The sequence below is a fragment of the Streptococcus sp. ELY_137 genome (assembly GCF_058314515.1).
This window is the reverse complement of the sequence record NZ_JBZFUL010000008.1, coordinates 1-14,724: the sequence shown is the minus strand read 5'-3', so window position 1 is coordinate 14,724 and position 14,724 is coordinate 1. Positions and strand designations below refer to the sequence as shown.

Annotated in this window: 13 protein-coding genes; 2 read left to right on the top strand and 11 right to left on the bottom strand. The window is 44.2% G+C overall.

Features of this window, described 5'->3' with window-relative positions:
- Positions 1–29 precede the first annotated feature (29 nt).
- From AC4HAO_RS06960 to AC4HAO_RS06915, 10 genes are all read right to left on the bottom strand, one after another.
- Positions 30–428, bottom strand: coding sequence for a Mini-ribonuclease 3 (locus AC4HAO_RS06960; protein WP_491093957.1), 399 nt, complete (start codon positions 426–428; stop codon positions 30–32).
- The gene (gene cysS, locus AC4HAO_RS06955) at positions 421–1,764 is read right to left on the bottom strand and encodes a cysteine--tRNA ligase (protein ID WP_491093956.1); all 1,344 of its coding nucleotides are present in this window, start codon (positions 1,762–1,764) and stop codon (positions 421–423) included. Before cysS ends, AC4HAO_RS06960 begins: the two co-directional genes overlap by 8 nt.
- A 256-nt stretch (positions 1,765–2,020) precedes the next feature.
- Positions 2,021–2,605, bottom strand: coding sequence for a serine O-acetyltransferase (gene cysE / locus AC4HAO_RS06950; protein WP_491093955.1), 585 nt, complete (start codon positions 2,603–2,605; stop codon positions 2,021–2,023).
- A 451-nt stretch (positions 2,606–3,056) separates the two neighbouring features.
- A complete protein-coding gene (locus tag AC4HAO_RS06945; RefSeq protein WP_491093954.1) occupies positions 3,057–3,797 on the bottom strand; it encodes an SseB family protein in 741 nt (246 codons plus the stop codon).
- Positions 3,790–6,021, bottom strand: coding sequence for a polyribonucleotide nucleotidyltransferase (gene pnp / locus AC4HAO_RS06940; protein WP_491093953.1), 2,232 nt, complete (start codon positions 6,019–6,021; stop codon positions 3,790–3,792). Before pnp ends, AC4HAO_RS06945 begins: the two co-directional genes overlap by 8 nt.
- Before the next feature lie 667 nt (positions 6,022–6,688).
- Positions 6,689–7,021, bottom strand: a complete 333-nt coding sequence (locus AC4HAO_RS06935) for a hypothetical protein (protein ID WP_491093952.1) — start codon at positions 7,019–7,021, stop codon at positions 6,689–6,691.
- Positions 7,022–7,211: 190 nt separating this feature from the next.
- Entirely contained in the window at positions 7,212–7,427 is a 216-nt protein-coding gene (locus AC4HAO_RS06930) for a hypothetical protein (protein WP_491093951.1), read from the bottom strand.
- An 84-nt stretch (positions 7,428–7,511) separates the two neighbouring features.
- A complete protein-coding gene (adhE, locus tag AC4HAO_RS06925; protein WP_491093950.1) occupies positions 7,512–10,181 on the bottom strand; it encodes a bifunctional acetaldehyde-CoA/alcohol dehydrogenase in 2,670 nt (889 codons plus the stop codon).
- A gap of 391 nt (positions 10,182–10,572) precedes the next feature.
- Positions 10,573–10,842, bottom strand: a complete 270-nt coding sequence (gene rpsO, locus AC4HAO_RS06920; RefSeq protein WP_447453090.1) for a 30S ribosomal protein S15 — start codon at positions 10,840–10,842, stop codon at positions 10,573–10,575.
- 144 nt (positions 10,843–10,986) lie between these two features.
- A complete protein-coding gene (locus tag AC4HAO_RS06915; RefSeq protein WP_491134968.1) occupies positions 10,987–12,159 on the bottom strand; it encodes an MFS transporter in 1,173 nt (390 codons plus the stop codon).
- A gap of 91 nt (positions 12,160–12,250) precedes the next feature.
- Here AC4HAO_RS06915 and AC4HAO_RS06910 point away from each other — a divergent pair, with 91 nt between their 5' ends.
- Both AC4HAO_RS06910 and def read left to right on the top strand, forming a co-directional pair.
- Positions 12,251–12,904 (top strand): Crp/Fnr family transcriptional regulator, encoded by a 654-nt coding sequence (locus AC4HAO_RS06910; RefSeq protein WP_491134967.1) that lies wholly within the window; start codon positions 12,251–12,253, stop codon positions 12,902–12,904.
- A 242-nt stretch (positions 12,905–13,146) separates the two neighbouring features.
- Positions 13,147–13,761, top strand: coding sequence for a peptide deformylase (gene def / locus AC4HAO_RS06905; protein WP_491093947.1), 615 nt, complete (start codon positions 13,147–13,149; stop codon positions 13,759–13,761).
- 246 nt (positions 13,762–14,007) lie between these two features.
- Here the strand turns inward: def and AC4HAO_RS06900 are convergent.
- On the bottom strand, positions 14,008–14,724 hold a 717-nt coding region (locus AC4HAO_RS06900), incomplete at its 5' end, for an LPXTG cell wall anchor domain-containing protein (protein WP_491134966.1).

Below are 14,724 nucleotides of genomic sequence, written 5' to 3'. Positions count from 1 at the left end.
TAAAAGGAAGCCGAACAAGCGGCTTCCTTTTAGTGTTGTTTTTCAATATAGGCAATGCACCAAGCAATCAGCTCTTCCATGCGACTGATTTGTTCTGTCATGTGGAGGTAACCCAGCACAGCCTCAAAACCCGTAGACATTTTATAGGTAATAATATCGGTATTTTTGGCCTTGGTATGCGTATGTGCATTACGTCCGCGTTTGTAAATAGTTTCTTCTGTTTCTGTCAATAAACCAGCATCTAGTAAGGCCTGAACCAGCTGGGCCTGAGCCTTGGCAGAGACATAGCGGGTTGCCATACGATGGAGCTGATTGGGCTTAGTCTGCCCTTGAAAAATTAGGTAGCGGCGAATATAAAGCGAGTAGACAGCATCTCCTTCAAAGGCTAAGGCAATTCCGTTGATAAGCTTGACATCTACCTTAGTCACGTGTCCACCTCACGCCATCCTTAGTATCAAGAAGCCTGATTCCTTGAGCAGCCAACTCATCGCGAATTCGATCGGCTGTAGCAAAGTCTTTTTGAGCACGCGCTTCTTGACGCTGCGCAATCAAGGCTTCAATCTCTTGGTCAAGGCTTTCTTCTTCAAAAGCCAATCCCATAACAGCCAGCATGTCCCCGAATGCTACTTTTACTGTTTGAGTATAGTTGCCAGAATTGATCCACTTGGCCATATCAAAAATTACGGTAATGCCATTAGCTGCATTAAAATCATCATCCATGGCTGCTACAAAGTCTACTTGGAATTGCTTTAGGGTTGATTCATCTGCCTGATCTGTAAGCGGAAGTGTATAAGTATTTTTTAGATATTTTACATTAACCCCAGCATCGTGGATGGCCTTATCTGTAAAATTAATAGGTTTGCGATAGTGCTGACTAGCAAGAAAGAAACGCAGAACCTGACCATCCACTGTTTTTAAAAGATCGTGGACAGTCACAAAATTCCCAAGTGATTTGGACATTTTTTCATCGTCTACATTGACAAAACCATTATGCATCCAGTAATTAGCAAAAGTTTGTCCTGTCTTGGCTTCAGACTGGGCAATTTCGTTGGTGTGGTGAGGAAACTCCAGATCAGTACCACCGCCATGGATATCAATTGTATCACCAAGAATCGTGGTTGACATAACCGAACACTCAATATGCCAACCTGGACGCCCCTGTCCCCAAGGACTATTCCAAGAAATCTCACCAGCTTTGGCCGATTTCCAGAGGGCAAAATCCAAAGGATCCTCCTTACGATCGGTCTCGGCATCGGTACGACCGCTGGCTCCAATCTCCAAATCAGCCAATGTTTTATTGGCTAGGGCAGCATAATTTTCTGACTTTTGGACACGGAAATAGACATCCCCAGCGGACTCATAAGCAAAGCCCTTAGCAAGCAGGATTTCAATAAACTCAATGATCTGGTCCATGTAATCCATCACACGGGGGTTTTGGGTAGCTGGCTTAATCCCTAGTGCTCTGGTATCTTCCATGAAAGCAGCGATAAATTTATCCGCCAAGGCTTTAGGGGGCATGTCAGCTTCTGCAGCTGCCTTAATAATCTTATCGTCAACATCAGTAAAGTTTGAGATATAGTTGACAGTATAACCGCGGTATTCAAAATAACGGCGAATAGTGTCAAAAGCTACGCTGGAGCGGGCATTGCCGATATGGATATAGTTATAGACAGTCGGACCGCAGACATACATATTGACCGTATCCTCATGAATTGGCACAAAATCCCGCAGGCTGCGGGTCATAGTATCATAGATTTTAATCACCTTGTCTCCTTTATTCATTTTCGCTTATTTTCTGTTCATATAAATAGACGCAGAATTTTCATTATCAATTCCCAAACTCATCGCTTTTAGTTATAAATTTAGGGTAGCGAAAGCCATTTACCACCTGCTTCATGTAAACCCAAGAACCTTGCCTAATAAGATTAATATGAACTAGCATAAAAACAAGTGTGGCTCATTTAAACAACTAGACCAATTCTAAAAATTCGCCGATTTGCATTTTTACCGCTATGGACAACTACAAATGCGATGAATGGTAGCTAGCCTCCCGTGCTTCCTGGAGCGTACGGATAGCTTGCTCATCCTTTCGTCCATGAACTCGGACGACCTTAGCAGGGACACCGACAACAGTGACATCCGCCGGGACATCTGACAGAACAACTGCAGCTGCCCCAACCTTAGCATTCTTACCAATCTCAATCGGACCAATTAGCTGAGAATGAGCGGAAATAAGAGCACCTTCGCGGACAGTCGGATGCCGTTTCCCCACATCCTTTCCCGTTCCTCCTAAGGTTACCCCATGGTAAAGCATGGCACCTTTCTCGACAATGGCTGTTTCACCAATAACTAAACCAGAACCGTGATCGATAAAAACTCCTTCGGCAATCTGCGCTCCTGGGTGAATTTCAATTTGCGTCCAAAAGCGCCAAAACTGACTGTGCATACGAGCCAGCAGTCTAAGATGGTGCCGCCACAGAAAGTGTGATAAACGGTGAGCTGCCAGCGCCTTAATTCCAGGATAAGTCAACAGAACTTCCAAGGAACTTCGGGCAGCTGGGTCTTGGCGCTTTACAATATCAATAGTTTCCTTCCACCAGCCCATAAACACATCCTTTCACAAGATACTAAGTCCTCAAATACTCTAAAGAAAACTAATATCCCTACCGAGTAAACTATAAATTTTTCAGATAGGGAAAAAGTGCAGGCTAAATTTCACAAGCTACAAAGCCTGTAAAGAGCAAATAAGATTACAAGGGGACAGGACTATCTCTCTAAAGGCAAGGCACTTTATTTTTGAGTTTTTAAACATGTTCAAATAGAGACACTAAACCATCAAGCAAGCCTAAAAAGGAGGAGTCTTGACAACAATATTTTCTTTTCATCCAGACAAGGGGCTCATCTCAGAATCTTACAATCTGTAAGTACTAAAATCATTAACAGCTGAGCCACTTTTGACCAGATTCATCAATAAATATGAAGAAACAGCACTCAAAATCTCCTATCTAAATACAGAGACAGCGAGACTTTCCCTTGCACCTTCTCATGAGCACTAATCAGCTTGTCCAGTCCACGAGTCTTTGCATTTCATTGAGAGGATCGAGGACTACACCACGCGTATTTCCCACGCCGCTTTCTCCTTGAGCAGGGTGAGCAATTTCGTCTATCGTCCACGTCATTACCATCCCCTTGGCAGCGCGAAAAGGGTAGCCCAACTCACCATTATTATACCATTTGGCAAAGCTAGGAATACTGGAGAAGGCTGGAATGTAATCTGCTCCTTCAATAGCTAAGGCTGGATAACTACGCTGATAGCCGCCGGTCTCATCTGCCAAAATAATTACTGGAACAAAGTAGCGGCGCTCCAACTCTTGACGACTTTGATTTTCCTCACCTAAAACATCGTTGAGCAGGGTCGTGTAGGTGTTAATCAGTTGGATCATTTCGCTACTTTTAAAGATTGTTGAATTTGCAAAGTCACCAGCTTTCTTAATATTGAAAACCAGGCCATGAAGACGGTTAACAACAGCTTCCTCTAAAATTTCTATACTGAGACGCTCAACCCATTCCTGCTGTTTGGCGCTAGGATGCTCTTTTTTAAAGCGATCCAAATCTGACTTATTAGTGAAAACTGGAACAACCTTCTGTCCTTCAATTGCAATAGCATAAGGCTGGCTACTGGCAATTACAGGAATAGAGTGGAGACTGTTGACCAAGGTTAAACCGTCTAGAAAATTTTCCGGATTAGCGATGAAATTGCGCAGAGCAAAATCAATTTCTGAGTTAAATTTATTCATGATGCTTACCTTCTTGTTCTCGGTTTTCTGCTGACTGGAGAGAGGTGGCTGGATGACCATGTTCCTCATGACCACGGTGTTTCTTGCGGTGAAATCTCTTGCTTTCAGTAGCTTCTTCTTGTTTTTTGGGCCTTGGCTGCAGGGCTTTTATCGAAGCATTGACGCGCCCTTTATCATCAATTTTGATGATTTTAACATCGACTTCGTCGCCAAGTTTGACAACGTCTTCGACCCTTTCCGTACGCTGCCAAGCCAGCTCTGAAATATGCACCAAGGCATCCGTCCCCTCAAAAAGATTGACAAAGGCTCCAAAGCTTTCTAAGCGGATGACCTTAGCGTGGTAGACCTCACCAACTTTAGCCTCACGTACTAGATCAGTAATAATTTTCTTAGCTTGCTCAATGGCTGCTAAATCTGATGAGTAGATTTGAACATTGCCGTCTTCATCAATATCAATTTTAACACCGGTCTCCTCGATAATCTTATCAATGGTTTCGCCTCCCTTACCGATGACCACCTTAATCTTATCCACATCAATTTTTAAGGTATCGATTTTAGGAGCTGTCGGTGCCAATTCTGGACGGGGTTCTGAAATAGTAGTCTCAATGACATCAAGAATCTCAAAGCGGGCTTTTTTTGCTTGAGCAAGAGCTTCCTGCAGGATCTTCGGCGTGATTCCTGAGATTTTAATGTCCATTTGCAGGGCAGTAATTCCTTGGCGCGTCCCTGCTACCTTAAAGTCCATATCACCAAAGTGATCCTCAAGCCCCTGAATATCAGTCAGAATTGTGTAATCGCTGCCATCTGAAATAAGGCCCATAGCGATTCCAGCCACCGGCGCCTTGATAGGGACACCTCCAGCCATGAGTGCCAAGGTCCCAGCACAGATAGAAGCTTGGGAGGAAGAACCATTGGACTCTAGGACTTCTGCAACTAAACGGATGGCATAAGGAAAGTCTTCAAAGCTAGGCAAGACCTGTGCTAGCGCACGCTCGCCTAGGGCTCCGTGGCCAATTTCACGACGGCCGGGAGCACCGTAGCGGCCGGTTTCGCCAACTGAATACTGCGGAAAATTATAGTGATGCAAGAAGCGTTTGCGATATTCGGGATCCAAACCGTCAACAATCTTGGTCTCACTCATAGGTGCTAGGGTCAGAACTGACAGGGCCTGCGTCTGACCGCGAGTAAAGAGACCAGAACCGTGAACTTGCGGCAGAAAGTCTATATCCGCTTCTAAAGGACGAATCTCATCAATACGACGGCCATCAGGACGAATCTTGTCCTGTGTAATGAGGCGACGCACCTCTGCGTGTTCCATTTCCTCTAAAACTTCAGCGACATCCCGCATGATACGCTCATAATCTTCATGATCTGCATAGCGCTCTTCATAAGCCGCTATAACCTTATCTTTGACTTCCTGAGTCGCTTCTTCACGCGCTAGTTTTTCTTCTACTTGAACAGCTCTTTGCAGAGCAGGATTATACTCTTTAATGATTTCAGACTTGAGAGCCTCATCTACCTGCAAGAGCTCGATATCAGCTTTTGCTTGTCCGACAGCAGTGATAATTTCTTCTTGGAAGGCAATCAGCTCCTGAATCGCACTATGCCCCTCAAGAAGAGCTTCTAACATAATTTCTTCCGGCAATTCCTTAGCGCCAGATTCTACCATATTAATGGCTTCCTTTGTCCCAGCAACTGTTAGTTCCAGCAAAGAATTTTCTTTCTGCTGAGCAGAAGGATTAATGATGAATTCACCATCAATATAGGCAACTTGTACACCGGCAATGGGGCCATTAAAAGGGATATCAGAAATTGACAGGGCAAGAGAGCTTCCAAACATGGCCGCCATAGGAGCACTAGCATCAGGATCATAGGATAGAACTGTATTAATCACCTGCACCTCATTGCGAAAACCTTCCGCAAACATGGGCCGAATAGGTCGGTCGATAAGGCGGGCTGTTAGTGTCGCCTCTGCTGGCGGGCGACCTTCCCGCTTCATAAAGCCACCCGGAAACTTTCCGGCCGCATACATTTTTTCTTCATAATTAACCTGCAAGGGAAAGAAATCTGTCGTTGCCATCTTTTTGGACATGACGGCAGCACTGAGCACCGTTGATTCGCCATAGCGGATGACAGCAGCGCCGTTAGCCTGCTTGGCTACCTGACCTATTTCCACCACCAAGGGTTGCCCTGCAAAGGTCATTTGGAAGGTTTGTTTCGCCATTAGAGTACCTCTTTTACCAGAATTAGAATCGTTTCTATTTTACCACAAATAGTGACTAATGATAAGGTTATCGATATGTTTAAGGCTTTTAGGGTGAAGAAAAAGGGCTGAGACAAAAATCCAAACTCTTTAGCATATTCCATTGACGCAGCGGTTGGCAGTCCTTATCGTGAGGCGCAGTCCCATTTTCAGGTACCTCTTAGGTAGTCCATTGGACTGTTTAACGACCACGCAAATGATAGCTGAGAGTGGGACAGAAATCAATAATTTGGAGAATTTGCTTTCGTTGTCCCACCTCCGCAAAGTTGGTTAGGGATTGACCTGAACTAACGTTCATAGAATTGGATATCCTCCAACAGTTCCCCAAACTGTTGGAGCTATCACTTGTAGAGCATGGGATAAGGATATCCAACCAACCACTGCGCTTAGCGAATAAATTAACCAAATAAATAAGGTTGAGAACTTTTGTCGCAACCTCAGGTTATCTAATACCATGAACTTTGCAAGTGTCAAAATGTTCCAGTGGCGTTTGGCAGTCTGGGGATAGACTGCCAAACGCCTGCCACCTAAAAACAGGAAAGTGTCAGAGGTCTGAGCCTTAAAATGAGAGAGCGAAGAAAATCGAAATCGCAATTTTATTACGATTTACCGATTGAATCCCACTCTCCTAGATATGGTTAAGCATATTAGCAATAATAAGGAGCATTCCCAGAAAAAGGAGAAGCAAACCAAGACCGGATAGACCGGCCTGAAGACGTTTGCTTGACGACAGACTGACGGGTAGACCCAAGCCAAATAAAAAGGGACCTAGTGCAAAGAAACTAAAAAAGAGGACATTAATTTTCAAGTAGAGACTATAGAAAGACAGGGCAAACAGTAGCAAACCAATTAGCATCACCCACCTGATATTACCTACTTTCGGGCTGACAGCTAGACCGATAAAAACGAGGCCTAAAACCGGCATCAGTAAAATCAAGCCCACTATAAAATAAAATAACATGGACTTATTATAGCACACCTCAGTGTTATAGCACCCAGTAAATAGATACCATTAGGATATAGGGAATGGAAATAAGATTAACGGTGCCCCCATTCGTTTCGTTTTTTTGTCTTAACCTGCTGGCAAAAGGAAGCCAGTCAGCAGTGATTCATTGGTGCTAAAGCGCTTAATGGATTATGCAAGGGTAAGATTAAGTTGTCATCGCCAACAAGTCTTTCTCCCAACCACTGCACCAAGAGTTGGTTCCAAGACAGAGATACTGGACGCGTTTTTGCTCAATCTCACATTGTTTTTGAGCATAAGAAAACTCCCCCAGAGTGCCTGTGAATTTTAGATTTTCACTATTCACTATATGAGGGAGTAGAGCAAGATCCTTGCTTCTCTTATTATTTTTTTCTGCACTCACTAGCAACCCCTTAAAAGGTCCACTGGACCTTCTAAAAGGAATACTAATTCTTTAAGCTATTTCTTTAGGTGCTAGTAATTTTGATTAGAATTGATCAATCAAAAGTTGTTTCATATCTTCAATGTATGGCTGACGCGGATTAGCTGGTGTACATTGGTCATCATAAGCCAGACTCGCTAAGCGATCAAGAGCTGCTTCAAAGTCTTTCTTACTAACACCATTAGCCGACAATTTAGGTTCAACGTCAATAGCCTTCATCAGTTTGTCAATCCGCTGACACAGCGCTTCAACTAACTCTTCATCCGTTTTGCCTTTAAGACCAAGAGCACGGGCAATATCAGCATAGTCACGCTGAGCGCGGTATTCCTCATAACGCGGATAGACAGAACGTTTCACGTTGCCTGCAACACCGTTGTAGCGGATAACATGCTGCATAGCAATGGCAATGGCTAAACCGTGAGGCAGACCGAACTCACCACCTGTTTTGTGGGCAAGCGAGTGGTTGATTCCTAAGAAGGCATTACCGAAGGCCATACCAGCAATTGTTGACGCATAATGCATGTTTTCTTTGGCTTGTTCCCCACGAAGTGTCGGATTTTTCGGATCGTAGTTGTAGGCATCTTCCAGATTTTCAATGATCAGCTTAATAGCTTCAAGCGACCATGGGCGGGTAAAATCAGAAGCCATGACAGAGACGTAAGATTCCAAAGCGTGGGAGAGAGCATCGAGTCCTGAGAGGGCTGCTGTGCGTTTAGGCACTGTCATAACAAATTCTGGGTCAACAATAGCAACCTGTGGCACAAGCTCGTAATCAGCCAGAGGATATTTAACATGAGTAAAGTCGTCTGTGATAACGGCAAACGGTGTAACCTCAGCTCCTGTACCAGATGTCGTTGGAATACAGAAGAGACGGGTCTCCGTTTGGTGTTTGAACTTAACGATACGTTTACGGATATCGATGAATTTTTGTTGCAACTCAAGGAAGAAGGCACTGACTTGCTCATAGCTATCCAAGAAGTCTGGCTCGCGGTCCAATGATGTTTCATAAATCAAACGGGCAATCTTAGACGCATCAATAGCTGAACCACCACCGATAGCAATAACAGTATCTGGCTTAAAGTCGCGCATTTGCTTAGCGATTTCAATCGTTTGTCCCAGAGTTGGGTCTGGTTTGATCGTGCCATAAAGAGAGGTAACTACCTTTTCATCGCGAAGCGCCAATTGCCCCAAAACCGTGTCAACGAAACCGAACTGTACCATACCAGGGTCTGCTACAATCAGAGCACGCCGCATTGGTTCATAGTCATCTTGTAGATAGGAAATAGCATTCTTTTCATAGTAAGTTTTTTCCGGCAGGCGTACCCATTGAGGGCGGTTACGACGTTTTGCGACTGTTTTAACATTCAAGAGGTCGCCAGTTGATAGATTGTGTGACAATGAATTTTTCCCCCATGATCCTGTTCCCAATGTCAGACTTGCCTTCAAGGCGTCCGTATAAATATCACCGATACCACCGATGGAATCCGGTTGGTTGACCAGAACACGGGACGCTTTTACGCGATCACCGTATTCAGCTACAAATGGGTCAGCCTGAGAACCAATTTGAATTGCCGCATTGTGTCCAGCACCTTGGTAGTCAAGAAGGGCTTCAACAATTTCAATACCGTCTTCACGGTCTTTAGCCTTGTATACAGAAAGCAGAGGGGATAGCTTTTCAGAGGACAGCTTTTCACCGATATTCTTGGCGTCTAATTCAAACAAGAGAACATCTTTGCCTTCTGGTAGATCCACACCAGCGCGCTCACAAATCCAGCGGGCAGACATACCGGCTACTGGTCCATTAACTCCATGATGGTCATTGAAGACGCATTCTTCCAGTTTCTTGTAGTCCTTCTTAGGCACCAAATAGGCACCTTTTTCTTGCATTTTCTTGAGCCATTCCTTATAGATTGGAGCTTCAACAACAGCAGAGTTTTCTGTCGCACAAATCATACCGTTATCAAAGCGTTTTGACATAAGAAGGTCTTCGACAGCACGGTCAATATGAGCCGTCGCATCAACATAGACTGCACCGTTACCAGCACCAACCCCCATTGAAGGGTTACCTGATTTAAGAGCCGCATTGACCATACCAGGGCCGCCTGTTGCTAAGATTGCAGCAATTTTCTTATTGGTAATCAAGGCGTTTGTGTTGGCAATAGAAGGTGTTTCAATCCATTGGATAATATTTTCAGGTGCGCCAGCCTTGATGGCAGCTTTATACATAATTTGAGCTGCATGAACAGAACAACTTTGAGCTGATGGGTGGAAGGCAAAGACAATAGCATTGCGTGTCTTTAAGGCTGCCAAACTCTTGAACATGGTTGTTGAAGTGGGATTTGTTGTTGGGACAATCCCCGCAATAACACCTAGGGGAGCCGCAATGTGAACCTGACCTTTAACCTTATCTTCGCCGATAATGCCTACTGTTTTTTCATGTTTAATTAATTCGTAAATATTTTCAGTAGCAAAATGGTTTTTTATATCTTTATCTTCAACGATACCACGACCCGTTTCCTCGACGGCTTCTTTGGCCAGTTGCAGAGAACTTTCTGAACCAGCAAGAGCCATCGCTGCAATAATTTTATCAACCTGTTCTTGGGTGTAGGTCGCATATTCTTGCTCAGCTTTTAAGGCTTTGTCGATGAGGGAACTGGTGTATTCCTGCGCTAGTTCTTCAACTTTTTCTGCTGCTACCTTTGTTTCTTTAGCCATTAAGGTCTCCTCCAAATGATTAGTGTTTTTCTAAAAAGAATGTCTCGGAAACTTTTTGAAAATTTACTCTCTCAAAAGTTTGTGACTTTCTTCACTTATTAAGTTTACCTTATTTTAGAATAATGTCAAGCTTTTTTGTGAAAAAAATCACATTTTTTTGAGATAGCACTTTAGCCAAACAAATCCAGCACCTTCGATAGTGGTTTAGGGCCCCATCTTTAAAGCTGTTTAAACACAAAAGCATGACCAGACTTAGTAAATAGTTAAAAAAAGACCCTCTATTTCTAGAGAGTCCGAGCGTCTATCTTAAAGTTAGGGTTTGAATAAGACAGCCACTTTTTAAGGAGCTGGGACTTTGCCCAACCCTTATCTTTAGATCAAAGACCTTATCTTAACGACGAAGTCCCAGTGATTTAATCAATTCGCGGTAGCGGTTAACATCAGTACGACGAAGGTAGGCCAAAAGGTTACGACGGTGACCGATTTTTTTCATCAAACCGCGGTAAGTTGCATGATCTTTTTTGTGCTGCTGAATGTGCTCGTTGAGGTGGTTGATTTCCCAAGTCAGCACTGCTACTTGAACTTCTACAGAACCAGTGTCACCTTCGTGACGAGCATATTGAGCAATAATTTCATTTTTTTTCTCTTTTGAAATTGCCATATCTTTTCTCCTTTTATTGCTTCATCCGAGTGGTAGGTTTTGGCCTTCCTACAACCAAGAAGAAGTTAGTTTGTCTTTGCGACCTCTCTATTCTAACAAATTAGCCAGACAGCGTCAACCATACGAGATTATTGGCATATAGAGCTAGTTTACAGGTCTGACATGCCTTATTAGAAACAGCAGGGTCGCTAATCCCAGGCTGAGCAAACCCAAAACAGCAAAGGCTGCTGTCAGTGAAGGTGTCAGATAAGCGATTACACGCAGAGCTAGGGAGGCACAGGCTCCGCCAAGATTACAGCCCAGCAGCACTAGAGTCGTAGCTGTATGCAGCTGTTGCTTAGGGATCGTTTCCGACAGGAGGTTGAAGACATAGGTCACTCCTAAACTGTAGACAAAGCCAGTCAGCAGAGCGCCTAAACTAAGGAAGAAAAGATTGTGAGACAGCCACATTACCAAGAGACCCAGCCCTAAAACAAGAGGAACAAGAGTCAGCAGAGACCGTTTAAAATAGACAACCAGACTACTAAACAAGGCACCTGCTACAATTCCCATCAGCATCATCAAACTGAGTATCAAGCTGGCATCTTGGGCAGTCCCGAGCCTAAAAGCAGACACTATCACTGGAATACGCAGGGTGTTAGCAGAATTGATTAAAATAACGAAGCCAGCGTAAAGAGCAAGGGAGAGAATATAGATTAGCTGCCGCCAAGAGAGAGGAGAACTGGGAGCGGTTCTTTCCTTAGGTAAATCTGATTCTTGGCTGGACTTATCTGGACCGACAAAAAGCAGGTAAAGACCCATGATGATAAATCCCAAGGCGTAGATAGCAAAGGCAGCCGACCATGACAGCGTCAAAAGCTGACCAGCAATAAAGGTCAAAAGAGCAGAACCTAGCACTTCTGCAGATCCCCTCAATCCCAACATTTTAATACGCTCTCGCCCCGTAAAACGCTGGCTGATGATGCTGATAGCACGCGCATTGATAAGACCGATACCAACCCCCAAAACTAGGCGGGACAAAAAGACTAAGCTATAATTTTGATTAAAAATGGGAAATATACCACCTAGGGACAGCAATAAGAGGCCCGCTACAATCGTCAAGCGTTCAAATAAAAGGCGGCTCAGCCAAGGCGTCATCAGCAAAACAGCAATAATGGCAAAGGAGGGTAAAGAAATTAATAACTCTACTTTATCAGAACTGATACCCTGACTCCCGTAAGCTTTAATCATTGCCGGTAAGGCTGGGGAAATGGCATAGGTTGATACCAGCATCAAGGACAAGGCCAGAAGGCTGATTTTCTCCATCGTAAATTTCATGCTAACTCCATTCTTGAAAAACTTTAACCTCTCCAGTATAATGAAAAGCGGACTTAAAAAATAGGACATCCGTCCTAAAATGGAGGCTAGGGTGGCAGATAATCAACTAAAATACTATTTAACAAAATATAAGCTTTATCAGATCTTTCCTGAGCACTATATCAGTCAGTTGCAGCTGGTCACCTACAAGAAAGGGCAAGCCATCTGCCAGCAAGGGCAGACACTGGGGCACCTTTTTTATTTTATCGAAGGACATATAAAGATTGTCAGGCGACTCTTTAACGGCAAAGAACATATCCTAGAAACGCAGACCAAGCCTACATTAATTGGCGATATTGAATTGATGAGCAATCAAGATAGTGTATCGTCAGTCATTGCTCTGGAAACCAGCCGAGTCGTTCAACTGCCGCTCAAGAATCGGCAGCAGGTTTATCAAGATCCACTCCTGCTCTATCAGATTGGCCGCCAGCTGGCCCAAAAATTAGAACAGCAAAACATTATCTCTTCAACCAATATCTCATACTCCGTCAAGGAACGTTTAGCAACCTACATTCTGAGCCATGAAAAGGAGGGATTTTTCCAGCTGCAGCCCAGTGTCTTGGCTGATGCTTTTGGAACCTCCTATCGTCATTTAGGACGGGTGGTCAAACAGCTTCTGGATCAGGGAATCATTGAAAGGACTGCTTTTAAAACGTACCGTATTCGAGAACGCTTGGAGTTAGAAAGTCTAGTGATTCAGAACTAGCAGATTGGTAGCTTTATTTCTAAAATTTTTCGTGCTATACTAATCTTATCAAGGCACAAGCATAATATTCTTTGAAATTCAAAACTATATGGCTGATATTAAAATTCTTGCCTTAATTTAGCTTCTTAGCGCTGACTTTGACGCCATATCTGGTTTTGGTTTTCATTTAACTAAAAAGAGTCAGAAAGACCGCCTTCTCTAGCTAGAAGGGGCTGTTTTTCTTGAAGGAGGTTCACATTTTCATGTCTATACAAGATAAACTTATCAAACCCAGTCATTTGATTGATATGTCTGATATTATCCGCGAGGGTAATCCGACCTTGCGCCAAGAGGCAGCTGAGGTTGAACTGCCCCTATCAGATGAGGATATTATTCTGGGAGAAAAGATGATGCAGTTCCTTAAAAATTCCCAAGACCCAGTGATGGCCGAAAAGATGGGACTGCGCGGAGGTGTTGGCCTCGCTGCTCCTCAGCTAGATATTTCCAAACGAATCATCGCTGTTTTGGTGCCAAATCCAGAAGACGAGGAAGGCAATCCACCAGCTCAGCCCTATAGCCTCCAAGAGATTATGTATAATCCGAGAATCCTTTCCCACTCTGTTCAGGATGCGGCTTTGGCTGACGGGGAAGGCTGCCTATCTGTCGACCGTGAGGTTCCCGGCTATGTCATTCGGCACTCGCGCGTAACCGTTGAATATAACGATAAAAATGGCGATAAACAAAAGATAAAATTGCGCGGCTATAATTCCATGGTTGTTCAACATGAGATTGACCACACTAACGGGATTATGTTCTACGACCGTATCAACGAAAAAGACCCTTTCGCTATCAAGGAAGGGATGCTGATTATAGAATAAAAGAGGTTGGACTTTTGTCCTACCCCCTTTCTCTAACCTCAAAAAGTTCTCCGGATCTCATCTCATGTGATGAACGCTGTTCATCTTATTCCCACTACTTTTTACGTCTAGCTAGATATTAAGATAGGTCACCTACTGCAGTAGACACACACCCAAAAAGCCCTCGCTGAGTTTAATCCCAGCGAGGGCTTTTTATACAGTCTTATCGTATATGAGCCAAGACTAGCTCCTAATAACTTCTAGCCATTATGCTTCCTTCTTACGACGCATCCCTGCCAAACCAAGACTAGCTAAAATCGCACTCAAGCCTAAAAGCGGCAGATAAGCACTCTCCTTGCTGCCCGTCTGTGGTAAAAGACTGGCCTTCGCTGGCTGCGGTGTTGCGTCCTCAAGGTAATAGCTCACAGTTAGCGGCAGACGGTTACGATTTGGTGCCGGCGGCGTAGGATCAGCCGGATCCTCCGGTGTCGTTGTCTTAACCGTATTCGAACTGTAAGTTACACCGTTAATCGTATTGATATAGGTGTTCGCAAACGTTCCGACAGCTATCCGCTTCATCTGGATGTAGCTTTCCGCTTGGAAACTAGAGGCCAGCGAAACCGAACGCAAGAAGCTTTCCTGGAATCTGATGACAATGAGCCCCTCAGCTTCATTGACGTCTGCCGTCGTATAACCGGTCACATCCGTTCCCGCTGCGATCACAGTCCCATCCTTAAGGGTGATGTCAGACTTGGCATAGACCTTATATTGTCCGGTATACTGATCCCCTGTCTGGTCATAGTCATCATAGAAGTTATACTCAAACAGCTCATCCGAGCGGTTGCCCGGAATGATCCCGCCGATCAGACGGTAGTTGAAGACTTGGTTGAGCGCTACGCTCTGACCGTCAAGGTTATTGGTATCGGCTGGATCTAGAGTCAGGGTCACATCCTTCTTAGGATCCACCTTAGGCACGTTATTGAC

Bases quoted from the DNA above. Each gene is read 5' to 3' on its own strand.
- adhE (WP_491093950.1), bottom strand. From the start codon at position 10,181: ATGGCTAAAGAAACAAAGGTAGCAGCAGAAAAAGTTGAAGAACTAGCG.
- rpsO (WP_447453090.1), bottom strand. From the start codon at position 10,842: ATGGCAATTTCAAAAGAGAAAAAAAATGAAATTATTGCTCAATATGCT.
- AC4HAO_RS06935 (WP_491093952.1), bottom strand. From the start codon at position 7,021: ATGTTATTTTATTTTATAGTGGGCTTGATTTTACTGATGCCGGTTTTA.
- cysE (WP_491093955.1), bottom strand. From the start codon at position 2,605: ATGGGCTGGTGGAAGGAAACTATTGATATTGTAAAGCGCCAAGACCCA.
- def (WP_491093947.1), top strand. From the start codon at position 13,147: ATGTCTATACAAGATAAACTTATCAAACCCAGTCATTTGATTGATATG.
- AC4HAO_RS06945 (WP_491093954.1), bottom strand. From the start codon at position 3,797: ATGAATAAATTTAACTCAGAAATTGATTTTGCTCTGCGCAATTTCATC.
- AC4HAO_RS06915 (WP_491134968.1), bottom strand. From the start codon at position 12,159: ATGAAATTTACGATGGAGAAAATCAGCCTTCTGGCCTTGTCCTTGATG.
- pnp (WP_491093953.1), bottom strand. From the start codon at position 6,021: ATGGCGAAACAAACCTTCCAAATGACCTTTGCAGGGCAACCCTTGGTG.